Annotated in this window: 21 protein-coding genes; 9 read left to right on the top strand and 12 right to left on the bottom strand. The window is 71.1% G+C overall.

From position 1 onward, the window contains the following. Positions 1-114: 114 nt before the first annotated feature. The 5 genes from ACIA5D_RS06665 to ACIA5D_RS06645 form a co-directional block, all read right to left on the bottom strand. The gene (locus tag ACIA5D_RS06665) at positions 115-864 is read right to left on the bottom strand and encodes an HlyD family efflux transporter periplasmic adaptor subunit (protein WP_396028861.1); all 750 of its coding nucleotides are present in this window, start codon (positions 862-864) and stop codon (positions 115-117) included. Between the two features lie 214 nt (positions 865-1,078). Continuing rightward, positions 1,079-2,689, bottom strand: a complete 1,611-nt coding sequence (locus ACIA5D_RS06660) for a glycosyltransferase family 2 protein (RefSeq protein WP_396028860.1) — start codon at positions 2,687-2,689, stop codon at positions 1,079-1,081. Positions 2,690-3,008: 319 nt separating this feature from the next. Then, the gene (locus ACIA5D_RS06655) at positions 3,009-3,992 is read right to left on the bottom strand and encodes a hypothetical protein (protein WP_396028859.1); all 984 of its coding nucleotides are present in this window, start codon (positions 3,990-3,992) and stop codon (positions 3,009-3,011) included. Beyond that, on the bottom strand, positions 3,992-4,564 hold the full coding sequence (locus tag ACIA5D_RS06650) for an RNA polymerase sigma factor (RefSeq protein WP_396028858.1): 573 nt from the start codon (positions 4,562-4,564) through the stop codon (positions 3,992-3,994). The genes ACIA5D_RS06655 and ACIA5D_RS06650 overlap by 1 nt, the downstream gene beginning before the upstream one ends. Before the next feature lie 74 nt (positions 4,565-4,638). After that, entirely contained in the window at positions 4,639-7,044 is a 2,406-nt protein-coding gene (locus ACIA5D_RS06645; protein WP_396028857.1) for a GH116 family glycosyl hydrolase, read from the bottom strand. Positions 7,045-7,127: 83 nt separating this feature from the next. On the opposite strand from ACIA5D_RS06645, the gene ACIA5D_RS06640 reads away from it, so the two are divergent. From ACIA5D_RS06640 to ACIA5D_RS06630, 3 genes are all read left to right on the top strand, one after another. After that, positions 7,128-8,090: a LacI family DNA-binding transcriptional regulator gene (locus ACIA5D_RS06640; protein WP_396028856.1), complete on the top strand. Its 963-nt coding sequence runs from the start codon at positions 7,128-7,130 to the stop codon at positions 8,088-8,090. A 160-nt stretch (positions 8,091-8,250) separates the two neighbouring features. Continuing rightward, a complete protein-coding gene (locus ACIA5D_RS06635) occupies positions 8,251-9,570 on the top strand; it encodes an ABC transporter substrate-binding protein (RefSeq protein ID WP_396028855.1) in 1,320 nt (439 codons plus the stop codon). 13 nt (positions 9,571-9,583) lie between these two features. Then, complete coding sequence (locus ACIA5D_RS06630; protein ID WP_396028854.1) at positions 9,584-10,507, top strand: carbohydrate ABC transporter permease; 924 nt, start codon at positions 9,584-9,586, stop codon at positions 10,505-10,507. A 14-nt stretch (positions 10,508-10,521) separates the two neighbouring features. Here ACIA5D_RS06630 and ACIA5D_RS06625 read toward each other — a convergent pair whose 3' ends face one another. After that, positions 10,522-11,721: an RNA-guided endonuclease InsQ/TnpB family protein gene (locus tag ACIA5D_RS06625; RefSeq protein WP_396028853.1), complete on the bottom strand. Its 1,200-nt coding sequence runs from the start codon at positions 11,719-11,721 to the stop codon at positions 10,522-10,524. A gap of 110 nt (positions 11,722-11,831) precedes the next feature. On the opposite strand from ACIA5D_RS06625, the gene ACIA5D_RS06620 reads away from it, so the two are divergent. From ACIA5D_RS06620 to ACIA5D_RS06595, 6 genes are read left to right on the top strand one after another with little or no spacing between them, the layout of a single operon-like run. Next, on the top strand, positions 11,832-12,659 hold the full coding sequence (locus ACIA5D_RS06620; protein ID WP_396028852.1) for a carbohydrate ABC transporter permease: 828 nt from the start codon (positions 11,832-11,834) through the stop codon (positions 12,657-12,659). Positions 12,660-12,668: 9 nt separating this feature from the next. Beyond that, positions 12,669-13,259 carry a hypothetical protein gene (locus ACIA5D_RS06615; RefSeq protein ID WP_396028851.1) on the top strand — a complete coding sequence of 197 codons (591 nt, stop codon included), beginning with the start codon at positions 12,669-12,671 and terminating at the stop codon, positions 13,257-13,259. After that, the gene (locus ACIA5D_RS06610; RefSeq protein WP_396028850.1) at positions 13,256-14,122 is read left to right on the top strand and encodes an alpha/beta hydrolase fold domain-containing protein; all 867 of its coding nucleotides are present in this window, start codon (positions 13,256-13,258) and stop codon (positions 14,120-14,122) included. Before ACIA5D_RS06615 ends, ACIA5D_RS06610 begins: the two co-directional genes overlap by 4 nt. Beyond that, on the top strand, positions 14,116-15,087 hold the full coding sequence (locus ACIA5D_RS06605) for a LacI family DNA-binding transcriptional regulator (protein WP_396028849.1): 972 nt from the start codon (positions 14,116-14,118) through the stop codon (positions 15,085-15,087). The genes ACIA5D_RS06610 and ACIA5D_RS06605 overlap by 7 nt, the downstream gene beginning before the upstream one ends. Beyond that, complete coding sequence (locus ACIA5D_RS06600; protein ID WP_396028848.1) at positions 15,084-16,535, top strand: FGGY-family carbohydrate kinase; 1,452 nt, start codon at positions 15,084-15,086, stop codon at positions 16,533-16,535. The genes ACIA5D_RS06605 and ACIA5D_RS06600 overlap by 4 nt, the downstream gene beginning before the upstream one ends. Continuing rightward, positions 16,532-18,169 (top strand): fucose isomerase, encoded by a 1,638-nt coding sequence (locus ACIA5D_RS06595; RefSeq protein WP_396028847.1) that lies wholly within the window; start codon positions 16,532-16,534, stop codon positions 18,167-18,169. Before ACIA5D_RS06600 ends, ACIA5D_RS06595 begins: the two co-directional genes overlap by 4 nt. Positions 18,170-18,206: 37 nt before the next feature. Here the strand turns inward: ACIA5D_RS06595 and ACIA5D_RS06590 are convergent, their stop codons facing one another. The 6 genes from ACIA5D_RS06590 to ACIA5D_RS06565 are packed head-to-tail and all read right to left on the bottom strand — an operon-like array spanning position 18,207 to position 21,882. Continuing rightward, complete coding sequence (locus ACIA5D_RS06590; protein WP_396028846.1) at positions 18,207-19,079, bottom strand: hypothetical protein; 873 nt, start codon at positions 19,077-19,079, stop codon at positions 18,207-18,209. After that, entirely contained in the window at positions 19,076-19,426 is a 351-nt protein-coding gene (locus tag ACIA5D_RS06585) for a PadR family transcriptional regulator (protein ID WP_396028845.1), read from the bottom strand. Before ACIA5D_RS06585 ends, ACIA5D_RS06590 begins: the two co-directional genes overlap by 4 nt. 45 nt (positions 19,427-19,471) lie before the next feature. Beyond that, the gene (locus tag ACIA5D_RS06580; protein ID WP_396029488.1) at positions 19,472-19,591 is read right to left on the bottom strand and encodes a DUF2510 domain-containing protein; all 120 of its coding nucleotides are present in this window, start codon (positions 19,589-19,591) and stop codon (positions 19,472-19,474) included. Between the two features lie 18 nt (positions 19,592-19,609). Continuing rightward, entirely contained in the window at positions 19,610-20,065 is a 456-nt protein-coding gene (locus ACIA5D_RS06575; protein ID WP_396028844.1) for a hypothetical protein, read from the bottom strand. A 15-nt stretch (positions 20,066-20,080) separates the two neighbouring features. Further along, positions 20,081-20,947, bottom strand: a complete 867-nt coding sequence (locus ACIA5D_RS06570; RefSeq protein ID WP_396028843.1) for a hypothetical protein — start codon at positions 20,945-20,947, stop codon at positions 20,081-20,083. Further along, positions 20,944-21,882 carry a hypothetical protein gene (locus ACIA5D_RS06565; protein WP_396028842.1) on the bottom strand — a complete coding sequence of 313 codons (939 nt, stop codon included), beginning with the start codon at positions 21,880-21,882 and terminating at the stop codon, positions 20,944-20,946. The genes ACIA5D_RS06570 and ACIA5D_RS06565 overlap by 4 nt, the downstream gene beginning before the upstream one ends. Positions 21,883-21,885 lie beyond the last annotated feature (3 nt).

The raw sequence follows: 21,885 nt of genomic DNA, 5'->3' as shown, positions 1-21,885 counted from the left end.
AGGGCTCCGGCCCCGCCGTGCAGGCGGTCACCGCGGTGAGCGCGGTGAGCGCCGCGATCGCGGCCAGTGCCGGTGCGGGTCGACGCGGAGACGGTCGGCTTGCTCGTCGCGCGCTCACGCGCTGTTCACCGCCGGGGTGCCGGCGGCGGCCGTGGTGGTATCGACGACCACGGCGAACTGGAGACCCGGCACCAGCGTGCGCACGGTCGCGAGGGCCGCCGGATCGGGGCGCAGCACGACGGTGAGCCGATCGGGCTGGGCGGCGGGCGAGCTGGCGACCCGGGGCTCGACCTTCTGCAGCGTCGTGGCGATCCGGCCGCCCAGCCCGGGTCCGGAGACGTAGGCGGTCATCCCGAGCCGCAGCCGGCGTAGTTGCTCGAGCGGCACGTCGACCCGGAAGGCGAGCGCGGCCGGGTCGTACAGGGTCACGATCGGCTCGCCGGCGCGGGCGATCTGCCCGGGAGCGACGTTGATCTCGGTGACGATGCCCGCGGCGGGCGCGCGCAGCTCCCGCGTCCGGGGCCCATCGCCATCCGCGGTCAGCGCGATGGCGGCCAGCGGAGTCCCCGCGGTCACGCTCGTCCGCTCGGTGGCCAGCACCTTGGTGACCACGGCGGCGTCGGCCGAGCCGACGGTGATCGGTTCGGCGGTCAGCACGGCGGTGCCGGCGTCCACCATCGCGCGGTCGGCGATGCGCTGCCGCACGATGTGGTTGCCGCCCGCCACGGCGGCGGCCAGCAAGATCAAGACCACCACGATCGTACGGGTGGCCAGCAGCGCCCGGCGCAGCCGGCGACGCGGCGGCGGGGCCGTCTCACCGGTCGGCTCGTCGTGCTCGATGACAGTGTCCACAGTGGCGTTCATGGCGGTGCCTCTCTCAACAGGGGCGGCGCGAATCAGGCGGGCGTGGCGCGGACGATGCGGGCGCGGATCAGGCAGCCGCGCGGATCAGGCAGCCGCGCGGATCAGGCAGCCGCGCGGATCAGGCAGCCGCGCGGATCAGGCAGCCGCGCGGATCAGGCGGGGCGCGGATCAGGCGGGGCGCGGATCAGGCGGGGCGCGATCAGGCGGGCGCGGATCAGGCGGCGGCCGCGACCGGTTGCGGCGGGGTGTCGAGCCCGCCGGCGGGCGGGCGCGAGCCCTCCGGCGCGGTGGCCGGGGTGGCCGCGCGCTGCCGGATCCGGCCGCCGGTGACCGATTCGACGATCATCCGGCCGAGGATCAGCACGATCATGGCGGCCCAGCCGACCGACAGCCAGGTCGGCGCCGGGTCGGCCATCACCAGCACACCGACCACGATGGCGGTGGCGTTCAGCACCAGGAGCGCGACCAGCGGCATGACCGCCCACAGCGACTGGTTGCCGCGGCCACCGGCGTTGGTGACCTTCCACTTGGCCGGCCGGCCGATCAGCACGCCGCCGAGCGCCCGCAGGTGCACGGGCACGGCGCCGATGCTGGCCACGATCGCGGAGAGCTTGAACCCGCCCGACTGGAGCCAGGTGACCAGCAGGACGGCCGCCTGGAACGGCAGGTAGTGGGTGGCCCACGCGACGCCGTCGGCGCGGATCGGGCTCAGCGCGAACAGCAGGTAGAGCGCCGGGAACAGCATGAAGGTCAGCATCGCCAGCGACAGCAGGTAGTGCGTGCCGCAGAACAGGTACTGCAGGCGCTGATCGATGGTCAGGCCGGTGCCCCGCTTGAACAGCCGGCCGCGCAGCAGCACCTCGAAGCCGCCGCCGGCCCAGCGCAGCTGCTGCTTCAGATAGGACGGGACATCTTCCGGGGCCAGCCCGCGGGCCAGCACCTGCGGCACGTAGATCGACTTCCAGCCGCGCTTGTGCAGCTCGATCGACGTCCAGATGTCCTCGGAGTTGCTGCCGGTCCAGATGCCGCCGATGCTGTCCAGCGCGGCCCGCCGGAACATCACATTGGTGCCGACGCAGAACGCGGCGTTGAAGTGGTTCTTGCCCGGGCAGACGAGCTCGTAGAAGATCCGCTGGGCCTCGCCGGAGCCGGTGGCGACCAGGTTGACGTTGTTCGTGTACGACTGCGGGGACTGCACGAAGGCGACGTCCGGGTCCTGGAAATGCGGCAGGATGCTGACCAGGAAGCCCGGCTCGGGCACGTGGTCGGCATCGAAGATGACCACGAACTCGCCGTCCGTGCGGGCCAGTCCCGCGTTGACGTTGCCGGCCTTGGCATGCGCGCCGCCCGGGCGCCGGAAGTAGCCGACGCCCGCGTCGTCGGCGATCCGGCGCAGCTCGTCGCTGTCGCCGTCGTCGAGCAGGAATGTGCGGTGCGGCAGCTCCATGTCGCGGGCAGCGAGCACGGTGCGCCGCACGAGGCCCGGCTCCTCGCCGTACGCGGTGATGAGGACGTCGATGGCGGGGACGTCGGCGCCGGCCCGCAACCGGTTGCGCCAGACCGTGGCGTCCACCGCCTCGGGCCGGTCGTCGTGGGCCAGGATGGTCCACCAGGTGCCGACCAGGTGCAGGGCGGTCAGGCCCTCGGCGGCCAGCATGGTGACCCAGAGCCAGCCGGGCCCGCGGTACGCCGGGTTGAGCAGGAAGAGCTGATAGAACACGGTGGCCGCGAGTGCCGCGATGATGGCCACCCGCGTCGAGCGCTGCAGCGGCCGCCAGGCCAGGCGGGCCCCGGCCCGGGCCGGTGGTGCGGACGATGCCGTCATGGATGCTCCCCCAGAGCCGTCGATATCCAATGCCGTGAATTCCGTGCCACCAGCGAACCGGAGGACGCGGAAATGCGCGAGCCCTGGGGGGAACATTTCTTACCTGTCACATTTCCGCGGTGCTAATAGAACGTCCAATGTGCTTCGGCGACGTTTCCTGAGCGTCGCGAACATTGCGCTGACCTGCGGAACAGTTCACTTCGGGTTAAAACGGGGTACCGAATGTCAACTTGTCTCCTATTCGATCAGTGAGCGACGTTACAGCGGCGCCCCGAAGGTCTGTCAATGCCTTCGAAACGCCGCCGAAACGGTATTGCCGCTAGTTCGTGTCGCCCAGCTTGTCGACGATCGCCATCTTGCGGTAGATCACCTGGCGGTAGAGATCGCCCTTGCGCCCGTCGCCCTTTCCGGACTCGTCGTTCACCGCGATCAGGCGCTCGCCGATCAGCGTGTACGTCTCCTTGTCGAAGAGCAGCTCCTGCGACAGGTAGCCCTCCACGACCCGGCCCAGACCGATCGCCGGATGCCCGTCGAGGTTGACCGCGTCGGGGTTGACCTTCATGCCCGGCTGCTGGGCGAGGTAGCGGTAGATGGCCGCCTTGACCTCCGGCGGCAGCACGTACTGGCCGGCCAGCGCGTCGGGCATCGCCATGACCCCACCCTCGGGGTGTTTCATGTAGTAGGCGATCGCGTCGGGCGTGGTCAGTTTGACGACCTGCGACCAGGGGACGAAGGCGAAGTTCACGCCGTCCCTACCCTGCTGCAGCACGTCGAGCTTGCCGTTGCGCATCGTCGCCTGTACCTGGCCGTCGATCCGGTTCCAGGTCTGGATCTTGCGGTACTTGGCCTTGCCGGGCAGCAGGGCCCCGTTCGGCGCCTTCTGCTCGTACGCCGGCGGGTTGCGCATCTCCTGCGTCTCGACGTACATGAACTGGGTCGGGGCCGGGTCGGCCCACTGCTCCTGCTCGACCGTCCACGCCGCGTTCTCCAGCACCTGCGCCGCGTTGGCCGGGCGGAGGTACGGCACGGTCGCGGCCGCCTGGGTCTGGTCCGGCCGCTGTCCGGGCCCGGCTGGGTTCGCCGGGGTCACCGGGGTCGCGCCGCCGAGATTGGCGATCGCCACGGCCACGACGACGGCCGCCGACGTGGTGAGACCGACGACGATCGGGAGCCGCAGACGCCAGGAGGCCCGGGGCCGGGGCGCCATCCGGTCGCGCAAGGCGTCCCGGGCCCGCTGTTCCGCCGCCGGGGACGGCGCCGCGTCCGGGTCGAAGGTCCCCCGCAGGATGCTGATCTCGTCCATCACTCGTCCACCTCGATCTCGGCGCCCAGCGCCTGCCGCATCTCCTGTCGTGCCCGGTGCAGCCGGGACCTGGCCGTGCCGGCCGGTATGCCCAGCGCCTCCGCGGCCTCCTGCTGATTGAGCCCGGCCCAGGCGACCAGCAGCAGCACGGCGCGCACCGGTTCCGGCAGCCGCCGCAGGGCCTCGGCGAGCCGCCCTCGCACGGCCGCCGCGTCGAGCCGTCCGGCGACCGCGTCGGCGTGGCCGTCGGCCGCGTCGATGTCCTGCCCGCCGGCCCGCGCGAGCGCCCGATAGCGCCGCGACTCGGCCCGGACGTGCCGCGCGACGAGGTTCGAGGCGATCCCGAACAGCCACGGCCGCGCGTCACCGCGGGCCGCATCGAAGGCGTGCCGCCGGTCGTACGCGATAAGAAACGTCTCCGACGCCACGTCCTCGGCCAGATCGGGCCCGAGTCGCCGCGCCACGTACGCGTAGATGTTGCGGTAATGGCGGTCGAAGATCGCCGTGAAGTCGTGCTCGATGAGGTGGGCATCGGCGGCCAAGCCCGTGGTGCCCGGTTGCGTCACGATCACCACCAGATCCGTCTCCGTCGTTTCTCAGGGTGCATCACACCCCTTGTTCGCCGGAACCGGGAACAGTGTTCGCGTCAGAGCGTGACAGAGCGGTCCGCGGCGACGGTCAGCGTTCCCCAGGAGGCGCCGGCCACGTACGGGAAACGGCCGGGGCGGGCGCCGTCGGTGTGCGTGCCGGCGGTCGCGTCGTGGCGGACGCCGCTCCAGGCGGTCAGCAGGGACCAGCCGGCCATGGCGCGCACGTAGTGGTCGCCGCACTCGACCTCGTTGAACGGGTTGCGGCGGGTGCCGTCGTAGCGGGCCCGCACGCCGCGGACGATCGCGAGGCCCTCGTCGTCGAGGCCTTCGTAGAAGCAGTGCGCGGCGACCTGGTACTCGACGCCGGTCCACACCTCGTCGCAGTAGCGCAGCGGCACCGCGGGGCGGCCGCCGTGCGGCCAGGTGCAGACGACCAGGCCGGTCTCGTCGCCGTCGGCGAACTCGCGGTATCCGTGCGGCGCGAACCCCGTACGCAGGTTGTACTTGACGATCGAGCGGAGGGCCTGCCGGACCCGGGAAGCGGGCAGCAGGTGACCGAGGCCGAGCTCGTGCGCCCACCACTGGCCGAGGAGCTGGTCGGAAAGGCAGCCCTTGCCGAAGTCGTAGTCCTCCCCCGTGCTCGGTTGCGCATAGAACTCGCCGTTCCACAGCAATTCGTCGTACGCGATGGAGGCCTTTTTGAAGGTCGCGGTGAACGTGTCGGGCTCACCCAGCCGCGACGACATCTCGGCCATCGCGCGCAGCGCGGCCAGCCAGAGCCCGCCGACGAACATGTTGGGCCCGTGCAGCGCGATGTCGTAGGTGACGGGCTGGTCGCCGCGCAGAATGCCGCTGCCGTCAGATTTTCCGGAGACGTGGGACATGACCGCGACCAGCGACGGCCATTGCGACCGCAGCCACGGCAGGCCCGCACCGTCCAGAAGGGAGCGATAGGTCTTGAGGACGGCGCCCAGCATGCCGTCGAGCGCCGGCCGCTCCGGTCCGCCGATCGGAACCCCGTTCAGCTGCGGCAGGTACAGCGGAAGCACGACCCGGTGCGGAATCGACCCGTCCGGCGCCTGCACCGCGAATTCGGTTTCGCGCATGTCCCGCCCGGCCGAGGGGAACAGCCGCGCGAGCGCCTGCTCGTAGTTGAGCACGTGGTTGCAGTTGAGCGGGCAGGACCCGCCCGCGTCCCCGTTCCAGTTCCGGGTCGAGGCGCCGAGCGCCCCTTCAAACGCAAAGGTCCGCCCATCGGCGGTTTGAAAGACGCTCGGCGATCGTACGAGGGCAGGCTGCGCCGAAATCGTGTCCCGCAGCGGCTCGGGCAGGTCGCCGGCCGCCACGGCCTCGGCCCACGCCCGCGATTCGCGGTCGAGCCGTTCGCCGTCGCCCAAATAGGCGTCGAGCACGTCGAGCGCGCCGCCGAACCGGGTCGCGTAGTGGTTACCCACCCAGAACCGGGTCGGGCCGTAGTGATGCTGCGGCCCGAAGCGGTCGAAGTCCGCGTACCGGTTCGGGAACCACCACGCGTGCACGATGTCGATGGTCGCCGACTCCCCCGGCGCCAACGCGAAGGCGGCCGCGACCGCGGCGTCCCACGTGTGCCCGGCCGGGCTGGGCCCGCTCGGCGCCCGCATCGGCGAGGCGCCGGCGCGCAGCGCGGCCCGCACCGTGCCCTCGGACCAGTCGCCGAGCTGGGTCGGCGTCGCCAGCCGCAGCGTCTCGGCCCAGCGCAGCAGAGCGTCGGCGTCGTGTGCCCGGGGCAGCACCGCGGCCGGCGAGTCGGTCCAGAGCAGCATCTCCCCGGCGGCCGCGTCGTCCTCGGCCAGTCCCGGATGGTCCATCAGCACGCCGCTCTGCCCCGGCCGGCGCAGCGTCCGGTTGACGTTGCCGCCGTAGCCGGCGCCGCGGGTGCCGTGGATCGGCGTCACGCCGTCCCACCCGGCCGCGTTCTGCAGCGCGCCGAGAACGAATCCGTGGCGGAACAGCGGGCTGTCGTTGCGGATCGTGAAGCGGTAACGGACGAGCGGCAGCGCGCTGGCGTCGACGTCGAGCGGCACGAACGGCGTGTGCGCCTCGAGCGCGACCGCGACCGGCAGCGCGGGGTCGTGGTAGCCGACCCGGGCGAACGGATACTCCGCCTCGAACGTCGTGTCCTCGACGAACGGCCAGCGGAAGCTCGCCCCGCGGTCGGGCACCTCGGCGTCCGAGATGTTGGGCGCGGGATGCGGGTGCGGCGGCAGCGGCGCGGCCCGGAGCAGCCGCACCACATCGTCCGGCGGCTCCAGCGACGAGACGCGCAGCGCGAAGAAGCTGTCCGGCAGCAGCGCGCCGTGGTTGGGCACGCCGAGCAGCTGCCATTGCCGCAGCGCACCGTCGCCGCACAGCGCCACCTGCCCACTGCCGAGCCCGCCGAGCGGGAACGCCACCGCGCGCCGCGCGTCTCCGGTGAACCGCATTTTCCGGCCTCCCCTGTGAAATCGATTTCACGGACCGTAGATCGAGACCCGGCCGGTGTCAAGCTGCCTTAAAGTGTGGCGTCATGGCCACGATCTACGAGGTTGCGGCGCTCGCGGGAGTCTCACCCGCGACCGTTTCGCGCTACTTCAACGGCAACACCGTGTCGCCGGAGAAGCAGCAGGCCGTGCGCGAGGCCGCCGCCAAGCTGGCCTTCACCCCCAACAAGACCGCCCGGCGGCTGCGCAAGCAGAGCTCCGAGGTGGTCGCGCTGCTCATCCCCGACATCGAGAACCCGTTCTTCACCGCCCTGGCGCGCGGCGTCGAGGACAGGGCCCAGGAGAAGGGCTTCTCGGTCGTGCTCTGCAACACCGACGACGACCCGGGCAAAGAGCTGCGCTACCTGGAGATCGCCGCGTCCGAGCAGATGGCGGGCGTGATCCTGGCGCCCGCGTCGGACGAGGCCGATCTCGGCGCGATCGCCTCGCTGGGCCGGCCGGTCGTGGCCGTCGACCGCACCACGCCGTACCCCGTCGACGCCGTGAAGGTCGACAACCGCGCCGCCGGCATCGCCGCGACGACGGCGCTCTTCGACGCCGGGCACCGGCGGATCGCCTGCATTGCCGGGCCGGTCGGGATCGAGGCGACCGAGGACCGGTTCCTGGGCTGGCGGCAGGTGATGACCGCGCGGCGGGCCGCGATGCCGGACGGCTACCTGCAGCACGCGAACTTCCGCGCCGACGGCGGGCACGCGGCGATGCAACGGCTCCTGGCCCTGCCGGAGCCGCCCGACGCCGTGCTGACCACGAACAACCTCATGGGCGTGGGTGCCCTGCAGGCCATCGTCGAGGCGGGGGTCGACCCGGCCAAATTCGGCCTGGCCGTGGTCGGTGAGCTGCCGTTCATGTTCCTCACCCCGCCGGCCGTGGTGCAGGTGCGGCTGCCGGCCCGCCACCTCGGCACCACCGCGGCAACCATGCTGCTGGAGCGCATCGGCGGCGACGCCCAGCCGCCCCGCACGATCGTCCTGCGCGCCGAGTTGGTCTAGCCAGCGCCAGCTGCTGCAATCGATACCGACTGAAAGTTTCCTGATCAGGCCCGGCCTGAGGAACCTCGTAACGAGTTCTTGACGAAATCGATTTCTTGGCCTTCACTGTGTCCACCGCACCGCCTCCCACCCGTTCCCCATCCGAGAGGGACGCAGGCTCATGAACACCCGGTTACGCAAACTCGCGCTGCTGTGCGCGACCGTCGTGCTCGCGGTCGCACCCACGGCCGCCTGCTCCAACGACAAATCTGACACCTCGTCGTCGGGCGAGAAGTCGCTCGAGATCGTGTACTGGAACTACGGGCCGGCCGCCGAGAGCGGCAACAAGGCCACGGCCGACGCCTTCATGGCGGCCAACCCCGGCGCCAAGGTGACGCTCACCCCGGTCACCGGCGAGAACTGGGGCACCTACTACGCCAACGTCGCGACGCTCATCGCCTCGGGCAAGCGCCCCGACCTCATGGTCATCTCGGGCGAGGGCGCGCAGTTCGTGCACGCCAACAACCTCGTGCTGCCGATCAACAAGTATCTCGACAAGGACCCCGAGGCGAAGACGCTGACCGGCGACATCGCCCAGGGCCTCATCGACGGCTTCACGGTCAAGGGCGACGTCGTCACGCTGACCTACGGCTGGAACGACATGGTCGTCTACTACAACACCGACGTCTTCTCCAAGGCCGGCGTCGAGCCGCCGAAGGCCGACTGGACCTGGGCCGACTTCGAGGCCACCGCCAAGAAGCTCACCAAGGACACCAACAACGACGGCAAGCCCGACCAGTACGGCTTCACCTGGGCCAGCAACGAGATCTTCCCCGGCATCATGCCCTGGGTGGCCAACGCCGGCGGCAACCTGACCAGCGACGACGTCTGCTCGGCCACCGCCGACACACCGCAGGTCAACAAGGCCGTCTCGTTCCTGGAGAACCTCATCAAGTCCGGCGTCTCCCCCGCCCCGATGCCGATGAGCGACGTGTTCACCCGCTTCCAGAACGGCCAGATCGCGATGTTCGGCGCCGGGCGCTGGCCGATCGCGACGTTCCTGCCGAAGTTCAAGAACTTCGACATCCAGCTGTACCCGAAGGGCGACACCTACAAGACGGTCTTCGGCGGCGCCGGATACCCGATCCTCAAGTCGTCGAAGAACCCGGACCTCGCCTGGGAGTACCAGAAGTTCACGGTCAGCACGGACATCGAGAAGCAGTACGTGGGCACGCCCGAGAAGCCCGGCGACTCGATCCCGTCGCGCCGCTCGCTCGCCCAGACCATCTCGAAGGTCGGCGTGCCACCGGCGAACTCCGACCTGTTCTACGACAGCATCGACAAGTACCCGACGCTCGTGCCGTACCCGGCCCCGGCCAAGTACAGCGCCTTCGAGTCGACCGTCCTGCGCCACCTCCAGCTGATCTTTGCCGGCGAGAAGAGTGTCTCCGACGGTCTCAAGGACATGCAGGCTGAACTGAGCAGCATCGTCACCTGCTGAAATGACTACCCTCATGACACGTGAAACGGTCCCCCCGGCCCTGGGCCGGGGGGCACCCCGAAAGAAGCGCAAGGACGGGCTCGCCGCTCTCGGGTTCCTGTCCCCGGCGATCGTGACCTTCCTCGTCTTCGTCCTGGCCCCGACGGCGGGCGTTCTGTACCTGAGCTTCTACGACTGGAACCTGCTCAGCGACGGCACGTTCGTGGGGCTCGACAACTTCGACCGGCTCGTCCATGACGACCGACTGCTTCATGTGTACGGCTCCACGGCGTACATGGCCTTGGTGATCTTGGCAGTGAATGTTGTCTTCGGACTGTTGCTGGCGGTGCTGCTGGAAACCCGGATGCCCCGCTGGGTGCGCGGTTTCTTCCGGCTGTCGTTCCTGTTCCCGTTCGTGGTCTCGGCCTCGGCGGTCGCGCTGATCTGGCGGTTCCTGCTCAACAAGGACCTCGGCCTGGTCAACTACGTGATCGGGCTGGCCGGCCTCGACCGCATCGACTGGCTGGGCTCCTCGGCCTGGGCGCCGGTGTCGGTCATCGTGGTGAACTCGTGGAAGACGATCGGCTTCTCGATCCTGGTGTACATCGCCGGCCTGCAGGCGATCCCGGCGGTGCTCAAGGAGGCCGCGATCGTCGACGGGGCCAACGCCTGGACCCGGTTCTGGCGCATCACGTTCCCGATGCTGTCGCCGACCATCTTCTTCCTGGTCGTCATCAACACCATCAACTCGTTCCAGATCTTCGCCGAGCCACGGGTGCTCACCCAGGGCGGGCCGGGCGACGCCAGCCGCACGATCGTGGAGTACCTCTACGACCGCGCGTTCGGCGACTTCGACCTCGGCTACGCCTCCGCCATCGGCATCACTTTCATGCTGGTGCTGATCGTGCTCACCGCGATCCAGTTCCGGCTCTCTCGCAAATGGACGTTTTACGATTAACGACTCCCCACGGATCAATCCGGGGGATTCCTCCCGGCGAGACCGAGATTCCCAGCTCGGACTGCATCCGGTTCACCGTCCCGGAAGGAAGCGATCGAATGTCTGATGTCGTCAGCACTGGCACGGTTGCGTTCAGCCGTGGCGAGGATCGTCCTCGCGGCGTTGACGTCGCGGCCGGCGATATAGCCGCAGGCCGCGCAGTCGAAGACTCGTACACCCAGACCGAGGCGGTTCTTGGTTCTCGTTCCGCACTGCGAGCAGGTCATCGTGGTGTAGGCGGGCGGCACCAGCACCACCATCCGGCCCGCCCGGGTACCTCTGTCGACCAGTTCACGTTTGCACGCACCGATCGCCGCATCGGCTGCTTTGCGGGCCATGCGGGACTTGGCGAGGAATTTCGGCTTGAAGTCCTCGACCGCGATCAGCGTGTGATGGTCGGTGACCCTCTTCGCCCAGACGCGTGCGTCGTGCGTGTTCTGCCGGGAAGCTTTCTTCGCGATTCGGGCCGCTTGCCGCTTCGCGGCCAGATAGCCCTTCGACGGGGCGCGTCCCTTGGGCCTGTGGCGGCGGGCCATCTTCCGCTGGGCCTTGGCGCGTTCAGCGGCGCACCGCTTGCGGTGCCCGAGGTACGGCAGGTCGAACGCCGGGTCGGTAGTAGTCGCGGTGGTCGTTACGCCCCAGTCCACGCCGATGCCCGGCAGGCCAGCCTCCGGGGCGGGCGTGACGTCACGGCGGACCACGAACGAGGCGTACCAGTGGCCGAGGTTGTCCTGGTGAACACGGACGCTGGACGGCTCGGACGGCAGCTCACGGGACCAGACGACCGGGATCGTGACCTTGCCGGGCAGGCAGAGACGGCCGTCCTTGATGCGGAAGCCCCGGGTCGTGTATTCGAGGCTCGGCAACGCCTTCTTGCGTTTCTTGGCCTTTGGCAGTCCGCGGCCCTTGACCTTGAACGAGGAGTCCAAGGCCGACATGTAAGAGCGCAGCGTCTGCTGCTGCGCGACCTGCGAGCCCTCCCGCAGCCAAGCGTTACGGCCGCGGGCTGTGGTCAGCAGTCTCGACAGCTTGCACAGGGTCGGCTTGCGGCGAGCCTTTTGCTGGTGGACCGCTTCGTTCCACAACCACCGGCAGCGTCCCCACTCGTCGAGCAACGCGGCTTCCGCCGTGCGGCCGGGCCGCAGACGGTAGGAGTACCGCACTGTCTCCCACATACAAAACATTCTACGGCGCTCGAGTACACCATTCCAGTGTGGACGACGCGACCACCAGCGACGATTCCCACCCCGCTGCCAAAGCCGGGGGTCTCCACGGAAGGACTGCTGTGAGCAGAGTTCTTGCCCGGGTGGCTACCTTCGCGATCCTCGCCCTCGCCGCCCTCGCGATCACCGCGCCGTTCCTGTGGATCTTCCGGGGCGCGTTCTCGGCCTCGGACGCGGAGCTGTACCGGCTGCCGCCGACCTTCAAGCCGGACAACCTGACCGGCGCGAACTTCGGCAAGGTCACCGACCAGGTGCCGTACTTCCGGTTCTTCCTCAACTCGATCATCGTGTCCACCACGATCACGGCGGCCCAGATCATCACCTGCGCCACCGCCGCGTACGCCTTCGCCCGCCTGAAGTTCCGCGGCCGGAACGTGCTGTTCGCGGTGGTCATCGGCTCGCTGATGATCCCGATCCAGGTGACGATCGTGCCGCTGTTCCTGGTCATGTCGAAGCTGAGCCTGACCAACACGCTGTGGGCGCTGATCCTGCCCGGCATCTTCAGCGGGTTCGGCATCTTTCTGCTTCGGCAGCATTTCCTGGCGCTGCCGGCCGAGCTGGAGGAGGCCGCGAAGATCGACGGCGCCGGGCACCTGCGCACGTTCTTGCGGGTCATCCTGCCGCTGTCCGGGCCGTCCATCGCCACGCTGGGCATCCTGTGCTTCACGTACTGGTGGAACGACCTGCTGCTGCCGCTCGTCATGATCAGCGACACCGACCGGCAGACGCTCCCGGTGGGCCTCGTGCTGCTGGCCGGACGTTTCTCGACCGGCTCGCTCGGCACCATCGCCGCCGGCATCGCGATGGCGATCGTCCCGGTCCTCGTCGTGTTCATCGCGGCCCAGCGCTACATCGTGCAGTCGATCGCCTCCAGCGGTCTGAAGCTCTAGGGAAGAACCATGGTTGAGCTAGCCAAAGAGGGCGCCGTCGCGTCCTGGCACGAACTCCCCCGCACGCTGGCCGCGGGCGCGGGCGCTGTCGTCGCCGCCGCGCCCCTGGCCGCGTCGCTGCTGTCCGGCGCGCCGCGCTGGCTGGCGGCCGCGGCCGTCCTGCCGCTGCTGCTGGCGCTGACCGGCGTGGCGTCGTTCGCCGCCCAGGTCGCCCGCGGCGACGGGCCGTCGCTCACCGCGCTGCGCCGGGTGGACCCCGTCCTCGCCCTCTTGTTGTCGGCCGCCGGCCTGGCGCTGCTCGCCCCGTGGGGCGTCGTGCCGGCCGCGGCCGTGTTGATCGTCGGGCCGTATGCGCTCGCCTACGGTGCGGTTCGGGGCAAGCGCGGCCTGACGGCGGTACGCGGCGGGGTCATCCTCGCCGCGTACCGCCCCTCCTGGGCCCTCACCCTGACCGGCCTGACCGTCATCGCCGCGTTCGCGGCGGTGGCCTCCGCCGGTGTGCTGGCCCTCGTGGTGGCGCCGCTGCTGCTCACCATCGCGTGCCGCCAGACCACGGCGCTGCTGAGCGAGATCGACAGGACGCAGGGCGGTGCCCGGTGACCGTCGAGCCACTGACCTCACACCTGCCCGCCGGGCCGCTCGACGTGGCGACCGTGCGCGCCATCGACGATCGGCTGCGCGCGCTCAACCCTCCCCCGGCCGCGGCCGTCCCGCCCGCGGTCACCCATGCCGGCGGCGCCGAACTGCGGATCCACGGCGCCGGCGACGCGTGCGTCCTCTGGATCCACGGCGGCGGCATGTACCTGGGCGCGGCCCGCTACGACGATGCATTCTGCAGTGAACTGGCCGCGGGGCTGGGCGCCGCGGTCGTCGCCGTCGACTACCGCCTCGCCCCCGAACATCCGCATCCCGCCCCGCTGCACGACTGCCGCGCCGCCCTGGCCTGGTGCGCCGAGCGCTGCGAGCGGGTCGTGGTGGCCGGCGCCAGCGCGGGCGGCGGCCTGGCCGCGGCCCTCTGCCTGCTCACCCGCGACGAGAAAGGACCTCTCATCCGGGCGGCGCACCTGTACTACCCGATGCTCGACGACCGCCGCGAGACCGCCAGCTCCCGCGAGAACGCCGACGCACCCATGTGGAACGGGCGCCTCGCCGACGTGGCGTGGGCGGCGTACCTCGGCGGCCGTCCCGCCGACGCGTACGCCGCCCCCGCCCGCGCCGAAGACCTGCACGGCCTCCCGCCCACCTATGCCGACACCGGTGAGCGGGACATGTTCCGCGACGAGGACGCCGACTACGCGCGGCGGCTGAGCGAGGCCGGCGTCCCGGCGCTGTTCACGCTCGTCCCGGACGCCGTGCACGCATTCGATCTGCTCGACCCCGACGCCGGCTCGAGCCGCGCCGCCCGCGAGCGGCGGCTCGACGCGCTGCGCCGGTCTCTGCGCGAGGACTTCCGTACGTGGTGACGATCTACGAGGTGGCGGCCCGCGCCGGCGTCTCCCCCTCCACCGTGAGCCGCGTCCTCAACGGCGCCAAGGTCTCCCCCGAGTCCGAGCGGCTCGTCCGCGCCGCCGCCACCGATCTCGACTTCGTCCCCAACCGCACCGCCCGGCGCCTGCGCGGCCAGGGCTCCGCGGTGATCGGCCTGATCATCCCCGACATCGAGAACCCGTTCTTCACCGCGCTCGCCCGCGGCGTCGAGAACCGGGCCCGCGCCGCCGGCTACTCGGTCGTGCTCTGCAACACCGACGAGGATCCCGAGCGCGAGTCGACGTACATCGACATCGCGATCGCCGAGCACATGGCCGGCGTGATCCTCGCGCCGGCCGACGACGCCAGCGACGTGAGCCGGCTGGTCGCGCAGCGCCGCCCGGTCGTCGCCGTGGACCGCAGCCTGGCCCACGCCGACGTCGACGCGGTCACCGTGGACAACCGGGCCGGCGGGCGCTCCGCCGCCGAGTCGCTGTTCGCGGCCGGCTTCACCCGGGTCGCCTGCATCACCGGCCCCAGCTCGGTCGAGACCGCGCAGCTGCGGATGGCGGGCTGGCGGCAGGCGGCCGCCCGGCACGCCGGCGACGACTATCTGGAGGACCTGCTGCGCTACGCCGACTACCGGGTCGACGGCGGCCGGCAGGCGATGGCCGAGCTGCTCGCCCTGCCCGAGCCGCCGGATGCCGCCGTCGTGGCCAACAACCTCATGGCCGCCGGCGCCCTCGACGCGCTGCACGACGCCGGCCTCACCCCGCCGGGCTTCGGCCTGGCGGTCTTCGGCGACCTGCCGTTCGCCTCCTTCGGCCGGCGGGGCATCCGCGTCGTGGACGTTCCCGCGCGCGAGCTCGGCGAGGCCGCGGCCGCGCTGCTGCTGGAACGGATCGGCGGCGACGCCAGCCCTGCGAAAACCGTTGTCCTGCGCACGAGGGAGCAGAAATGACCCTCTTCCTGGGCGTCGACATCGGCACCTCCAGCAGCAAGGGCGTCCTGGTCGACACCGACGGCGACATCAAGCGGCTGGCCGTGCGCGAGCACGCCGTCGACCGCCCGCGGCCCGGCCACGTCGAGATGGACGGCGAGATCTGGTGGCAGGAGTTCGTCTCGCTGGCCGAGGAGCTCACCGCCGGCGTCGCGGTCGCCGCGGTGGGGGTGAGCGGCATGGGCCCGTGCGTCCTGCTCACCGATTCCGCGGGCAAGCCCCTGAGACCGGCGATTCTGTACGGGGTGGACACGCGCGCCACCGCGGAGATCGACGCGCTCACCTCCGCGCTGGGCGGCGCCGATGCCATCCGGGCGCGGTGCGGATCGGCCCTCTCCTCGCAAGCGGTCGGCCCGAAACTGGCCTGGCTGGCAGCCAACGAGCCGTCGACGTTCGCCGCCGCCCGGCGGCTCTTCATGCCCGCGTCGTGGCTGGTCTACTGGCTGACCGGCGCGTACACCCTCGATCTCCATTCCGCCAGCCAGTGCACGCCGCTGTTCGATGCGCACGCGCTGGATTGGTATCAGCCGTGGGCCTCCCGGATCGCGCCGGATCTCGAGCTCCCGCCGCTGGCGTGGCCCGGCGACGTGGCCGGGACCACGGCGCGGGCCCTCGCCGGCATCCCGGCCGGCACCCCGGTCATCACCGGCACGATCGACGCGTGGACCGAGGCGGTCAGCGTCGGCGCCCAGAGCCCCGGCGACCTCATGCTGATGTACGGCACGACGATGTTCCTCATCGCGACGGTCGCCGGCTTCGTGACCAGCCCGTCGATGTGGGGCACGGTCGGCGCCTTCCCCGGCACCCGCAACGTGGCCGGTGGCATGGCCACCTCGGGCGCGATCACCGCATGGCTGCGCGACCTGACCGGCGCCGGCTATCCGGCGCTGCTGGCCGAGGCCGAAGCGTCCGGACCCGGCGCTCAGGGCCTCCTCATGCTGCCGTACTTCGCCGGGGAGCGCACGCCGCTGCTGGATCCCGACGCTCGCGGGGTCGTCGCCGGCCTGACCCTTTCCCATGCTCGTGGCGACCTCTACCGGGCCGCGCTGGAGGCGACCGCGTTCGGCGTGCGGCACAACGTGGAGTCGATGCCCGGCATCGACCGGGTCGTAGCGGTCGGCGGCGGCACCCAGGGCGGCCTGTGGACCCGGATCGTCTCCGATGTGACCGGCCTGGCTCAGGTCGTGCCCCGGGTGACGACCGGCGCGGCCTACGGCGCCGCCTACCTCGCCGCGCTTCTGACGAGCCCCGTGAACATCGCCGACTGGAATCCCGCCGCCGAGACCGTCGAGCCGGATCCGTCCACACGCGACGGATATGACGAGCTCTACTCCCTCTACCGAGACCTTTACCCGGCCACGCGCACCATCGCGCACTCGCTCGCTACCCGCCAACGGAGGACCCTATGAGCGCCTACACCCTCCCCGCCGCCCCGTCCCGCCCGGCCGCCGAGCCGCGCACGGCCTATCTCATCGCGAGCGGCGACCTGCGCCCCGCCGCGAACCGGGCCGGCTGGCCGACCCAGGAGCGGATGGAGGCCGACGTCACCGCGGCGCTGGCCGAGCTGGGCTGGTCGGTGCGGCGGACGCACTCCTTCGACCCCGGCGCCGGGCACGGCTTCATCTCGAGCCAGCGCATGGGCCTCGAGGTCTTCAAGACGATCCCGCCGGACGCCCCGCTCATCGTGGCCGAGGCCGTCTGGCAGTACAGCCACCACATCCTCGCCGGCCTGCGCACCCACCGCGGCCCGATCCTCACCGTGGCCAACTTCGCCGGCGACTGGCCCGGCCTGGTCGGCCTGCTCGGCGTCAACGCCGGCATGGCGAAGATGGGCGTCGCGTACTCCACGATCTGGTCGGTCGACTTCAAGGACGAGTGGTTCCGCGCCGGCCTCCGCGAGTGGATCACCACCGGCGCCATCTCGCATGACGCGTCACACGTCTCGGACCTGCCCGACCTCCCGGTCAACGCCGAAACCGCGCTCGGCCAGGCTCTCGCGGCTCAGTTGCTGACAGACAAGGCCATCATCGGCGTCTTCGACGAGGGCTGCATGGGCATGTACAACGCCATCATCGACGACGAGCTGCTCAACCCGATCGGCATCTACAAGGAGCGGCTGTCGCAGAGCGCGCTGTGGGCCGAGATGCAGCGGGTCAGCGACGCGGAGGCCGACGCGGTCGGGGCATGGCTGCTGACGAAGGGCATGACGTTCAAGCTCGGCGCCGACGAGGCCACCGAGCTGACCGAGGCCCAGCTGCGCTGGCAGTACAAGATGTACATCGCCGCCCTGCGGATCAGCGACGACTTCGGCCTCGACGCCGTCGGCATCCAGTACCAGCAGGGCCTCAAGGACATCTGCCCCGCCTCCGATCTCGCCGAGGGCCTGCTCAACAACGCCGACCGCCCGCCGGTCACCTCCCGCGACGGCGCCCGCGTGCTGTGGGAGGGCCGGCCGCTCCCCCACTTCAACGAGGCCGACGAGGGCGTGGCGGTCGACGCCCTGATCACCAACCGCCTCTGGAGCGCGATGGGCCTCGACCCCGCGACGACCCTGCACGACGTGCGCTGGGGCGAGGAGTACGACGGCGAGTTCGTCTGGGTCTGGGAGATCTCCGGCTCGGTGCCCGCCTCCCACTTCGCCACCGGCTACGCCGAGGCCGAGGGCTGGCGGCAGGATCCCGTCTACTTCCCGCTGGGCGGCTCGACCATCAAGGGCATCTGCAAGCCCGGCGAGGTCGTCTGGAGCCGCGTCTTCGTCCAGGGCGGCGCGCTGCACGCCGATCTGGGCCGCGCCACCGCGGTCTCGCTGCCGGCCGCGGAGTCCGAGCGCCGTTCCCAGGCCACCACCCCGGCCTGGCCCATCATGCACGCCGTCCTGCACGGCGTGACCCGCGACCAGTTCATGGCCCGGCACAAGGCCAACCACCTCAACGTCGCCTACGCCCCCGACGCCCCCACCGCCGACAAGGCGCTGCTGGCCAAGGCTTCCCTGCTGTCCGCCCTGGGCGTCCAGGTCCACCTCTGCGGCGACGTGAAGATCTGACACGGGTGGGCGTCCCCGAACCGGGGCGCCCACGCCGTCACAGATCGGCCTGGCGCCGGATGCCGGCGTATCCCGCGGCGACCAGCACGGCGGCATAGCCCGTGTAGATCAGAAGGAACGGCCCGACCGGATGGCTGGACCAACCCGGCGTCCAGAAACTGATAAGCGTCAGCACTTGCACCACGAACAACCCGCCGGCGGCGATCGCCACGCGCGCGTCGACAACCGTCCACAGCAGAGCGACGACGCCCAGCGCCAGCAGCGCGTAGGGTTGCCAGCCCAGCGAGGCGTCGAAGGCGGTCGGGAGCACCAGCAGGGCGACCGGCACCGCGAGGAGCCACCACACCGGACGCGCGGCCGGGCGCGGCGGCCACAGCAGCAGCGGCACGGCCAGGAGCATCGCCAGCGGCAGCGGCCAGAACTCGCCGTCGACCAGCGTGAACATGAAGGTCGGATACCAGCTCAGCGCCCAGAGCGTCAGGACGAACGTGGCGGCGGCGAGCAGGATGCCGCTCAGGTATCGCGCGGCGGCGAACGCGAGCAGCGCGAGCCCGCCGGTCACGAAGGCGCCGACGTGGCCGAGGTCGCTCGGGAGGGCGAGCCCGCGTCCCTGCAGCAGGTCGGAGAAGACGATCCGCCCGGCCTTCGCGCCGGCCAGCGCCGTGGCGTGCGCGACCAGCACGAGGACGGTGAGGCGCAGCGCCGACAGCCACCATTGCCCCGGCGAGGTGAGGCCGGCCAGCCCGGCGCGGGCGCGCAGCGCGCCGAGGATCAGCGCGGCCGTCTCGCGGACGACCGGCCGCTCGGCCTCGACCACCGTGGCCAGCATCTCGCCGGCCCGCTCCTCGCGGTACGCCTTCGGGTACAGCCGCAGCAGGTCGGCGTACCACTGTTCCAGGTCGGGGCTCACGCCGTCGCTCCGCGGGTGCGGGTCGCCTTCCGGCGCTGCGGGCCGCCGGTGACGACGCGGGCGGCCGCGGCCATGCGCTCGGCCTCGGCGACCAGGGCGGCGCGGCCCTCGTCGGTCAGCGCGTAGTAGCGCCGGGCCCGGCCGTTGACGATCTCCTCGTTGACCACGCGGAGGTAACCCTCGCCGGTGAGCCGGTCGAGCGCCGCGTACAGCGTGCCGGTGGCCAGCTTGACCAGCCCCCGCGACAGCTCCTCGGCGCGCGCCATGATCGCGTACCCGTGCCGCGGCTCGTCCTGCAGCGCGGCCAGGATGAAGTAGGTGGGCTCGCGCATCCGTCCCATAGGCATGTCGCCATCATATGTCGACCATCTACCTATGGCTAGCGGCGGCCCTCACAGCGGGTCGATGGCCTGGACGTTGCCGTTCGCCACCCGGTCGGTCCAGCGAATGCCGTCCCACCAGCGGTGCCGGTAGCGGCCGGTCGGGTCGGCCTGCCAGGAGGCCGGGGGCAGGCCCCCCGTGAACTGGAGCTACGGAGGGAACTGGGGCTGCGGAGGGAACTGTGGCCCGCCGAAGGGCTGCTGCGTCGCGTACGCCGGCTGTGGCTGGTTGCTGAAGGTGGGGAGCTTGTTGTTCTGGTGCGTGTTCCCGACCTTGAAGATCAGCATCCACGTGCCGAGCAGGATGTAGAAGCCCACCCAGGACGTCAGCTTCATCATCATCAGGAAGAGCCACAACGGCAGCGGGAGCCGGAACGCCCAGATCCCGCCGTTGTCGTCCGGCGGGTTCAGGAAGGCCGGCGCGCTCAGCGCGAGGCCGCCCGCCAGGGAGAACAGCCACAGCACGACGCTGCCCAAGATGGCGCCGCCGCTGCCGCTGCCGCCGTTGGCGCCGGCGCTGCTCGCGCCGGTGAACATGAACAGGACCACGATGAGCGTGACCATGCCGACCCACATCGTGCCCATCCAGAGCAGTAACTTACGCATCGATCTCGCCTTTCTTCAGAAGGCGCCGTTGAGGACGGCGGTGGTCAGAGCGAGCAGGACGACGGCCAGGGCGAGACCCGCCCACTGAAGCGGCGCCAGCAACCGGCGGCCGGTGATCCGGCGGACGACCGGGCCGTCCGGGCCGGCCAGCACCTCGACCGCCCGTGCCCGGCCCTTGGCGCCGGGCACGTTTCCCTTGGCGCTGGGCCTGTTCCCCTTAGCGCCGGGCACCATCCCCTTGGCGCTGGGGCCGTTTCCCTTGGCGCCGGGCACGATCCTCTTTGCGGGCACGATCCGGATCAGGTCGCCGGTGCGCAGCTGGCCGGTCTGCGGTGCGCCGCGCAGCGTCCAGGCGGCGGATCTGCCGGTCTCGGCCCGCATGACGAACCGGCACTCCGAGGCCATGCCACGCCGGACCGCCAGCCGGTTCGCGAGGGCGACGACCGCCACGGACGCGATCGAGATCGCCGACCCGATCACCAGCAGCGGGGCACCGGTCGCGCCGGCCAGCGCGGTGGCGACGAGCGCAGCCAGCGTGATCACCGCGCTCATCGCGACCGCCACCAGGCCGATCCCCGGACGGCCGGCCTGGACGCCTTTCGTATAGGTCACCTGGCTGGTGATCAGGCCGATGAGCGGATCGCGGCGCACGGCCGACGGATCGGCGGCATCCGTGGCCACGGGCGGTTTGGGGCCGGATGGCGGCTGCGGGCCGAGGTCGAGTGGGGGCTCGGGGCCGAGCGGGGGCGGTGGGCCGGCCGCGGCTACCGGTGTGCGGGCCGGGCGGCGAGGTTCCGGCATCTGCTGGTTCACGCGCCGGGACGCGAACAGCCGTCCGGAGTCGTCGCGCGGCCGGGCCCAGGGCGGCGGCTCGTCGCTCATCGTCCGGGCTCCAGCCGTCGTACGGCGCATTGGTTCTCCCGCTCTTTCGCGGTGAGCTCGGCGAACTGGTTGCCGCACCAGTCGAGGACCGACTGCCGGTCCGGGAAGTCGCCGATCGCGAACGTCACCCACAGGAACTCCGTGCCGACCATCTGGCGCTTGCCGTAGTCGGTGCTCTTCAGCAGGATCACCGGATGCTCGGCGCTCCCGTGGGCGTCGCTCAGCCGGCGATGCTCATCGAGAATGTCGGCGGCGCCGAACGTGTGCGAGCCGGTCGCGGTGGTCTGCAGCGGGTCGGCTATGCCGGGATACTTCGAGGCGATCTGGGCCGCGTACTGCCCCTGGAACGAGACCTGCGCCAGGCCGTCGTCACTCAGCCGCTGCAACTCGGCGACCGCATCGTCCTCGGTGGTGCCGCCGGGCAAGGTTTCGCCGCCGTCCGGCGAGGTGGTGTCGCCGCCGAGCGAGGTTTCCTGGGATTCCGGCGTGGATTCCGTCGGCGGCGCCGCCTCCCCCTGCGCCTCGTCGGTCGTCCGGTCCGTGGAGAGCGGCGTGGCGACGGTCGTGGCCGGGGCGGCGAACGACGCAGCCTCTGCGTCCGGCCCTCCGCTGCGGTTCATCAAGACCACGGCGACCACGCCGGCGGCGACCGCCGCCGCCGCGGCCGCGGCGACCACCACGAGGAGCGGCCGGCGACCGGCACCGGGCCGCGAGGGCACCGGAGAAACGGGTGGCGGCGGAGGCAACAGCGGCGGGACGTCGGCGAGTGGTGTGCCGGACGGCGGTGGAGGGATCGGTGCTGGAGGCGGCCCGGCAAAGCCCGGCGGCGTGGGTGGGACGTCGACAGGCGGCGGGTCGGCAGGTTGCGCCGGCTCGGTGCCGGAGAGGAGGGAAGCCGCGTTCCAGAGGCCGGTGGGCCGTTCGGAGTCGGACATCGC

It is taken from the genome of Actinoplanes sp. NPDC051513, from assembly GCF_044454685.1.
In the GTDB taxonomy this organism is placed as follows: domain Bacteria; phylum Actinomycetota; class Actinomycetes; order Mycobacteriales; family Micromonosporaceae; genus Actinoplanes.
Note: the sequence above shows the minus strand (reverse complement) of the source record. Positions and strands in the feature narration are given on the sequence as shown.

What these genes read in the sequence shown, in the direction of transcription:
- ACIA5D_RS06635 (WP_396028855.1), top strand. Translation starts at nt 8,251, where the DNA reads ATGAACACCCGGTTACGCAAACTCGCGCTGCTGTGCGCGACCGTCGTG.
- ACIA5D_RS06655 (WP_396028859.1), bottom strand. Translation starts at nt 3,992, where the DNA reads ATGGACGAGATCAGCATCCTGCGGGGGACCTTCGACCCGGACGCGGCG.
- ACIA5D_RS06585 (WP_396028845.1), bottom strand. Translation starts at nt 19,426, where the DNA reads ATGCCTATGGGACGGATGCGCGAGCCCACCTACTTCATCCTGGCCGCG.
- ACIA5D_RS06570 (WP_396028843.1), bottom strand. Translation starts at nt 20,947, where the DNA reads ATGAGCGACGAGCCGCCGCCCTGGGCCCGGCCGCGCGACGACTCCGGA.
- ACIA5D_RS06625 (WP_396028853.1), bottom strand. Translation starts at nt 11,721, where the DNA reads ATGTGGGAGACAGTGCGGTACTCCTACCGTCTGCGGCCCGGCCGCACG.
- ACIA5D_RS06595 (WP_396028847.1), top strand. Translation starts at nt 16,532, where the DNA reads ATGAGCGCCTACACCCTCCCCGCCGCCCCGTCCCGCCCGGCCGCCGAG.
- ACIA5D_RS06660 (WP_396028860.1), bottom strand. Translation starts at nt 2,689, where the DNA reads ATGACGGCATCGTCCGCACCACCGGCCCGGGCCGGGGCCCGCCTGGCC.
- ACIA5D_RS06615 (WP_396028851.1), top strand. Translation starts at nt 12,669, where the DNA reads ATGGTTGAGCTAGCCAAAGAGGGCGCCGTCGCGTCCTGGCACGAACTC.
- ACIA5D_RS06630 (WP_396028854.1), top strand. Translation starts at nt 9,584, where the DNA reads ATGACACGTGAAACGGTCCCCCCGGCCCTGGGCCGGGGGGCACCCCGA.
- ACIA5D_RS06575 (WP_396028844.1), bottom strand. Translation starts at nt 20,065, where the DNA reads ATGCGTAAGTTACTGCTCTGGATGGGCACGATGTGGGTCGGCATGGTC.
- ACIA5D_RS06565 (WP_396028842.1), bottom strand. Translation starts at nt 21,882, where the DNA reads ATGTCCGACTCCGAACGGCCCACCGGCCTCTGGAACGCGGCTTCCCTC.
- ACIA5D_RS06665 (WP_396028861.1), bottom strand. Translation starts at nt 864, where the DNA reads ATGAACGCCACTGTGGACACTGTCATCGAGCACGACGAGCCGACCGGT.
- ACIA5D_RS06640 (WP_396028856.1), top strand. Translation starts at nt 7,128, where the DNA reads ATGGCCACGATCTACGAGGTTGCGGCGCTCGCGGGAGTCTCACCCGCG.
- ACIA5D_RS06645 (WP_396028857.1), bottom strand. Translation starts at nt 7,044, where the DNA reads ATGCGGTTCACCGGAGACGCGCGGCGCGCGGTGGCGTTCCCGCTCGGC.
- ACIA5D_RS06600 (WP_396028848.1), top strand. Translation starts at nt 15,084, where the DNA reads ATGACCCTCTTCCTGGGCGTCGACATCGGCACCTCCAGCAGCAAGGGC.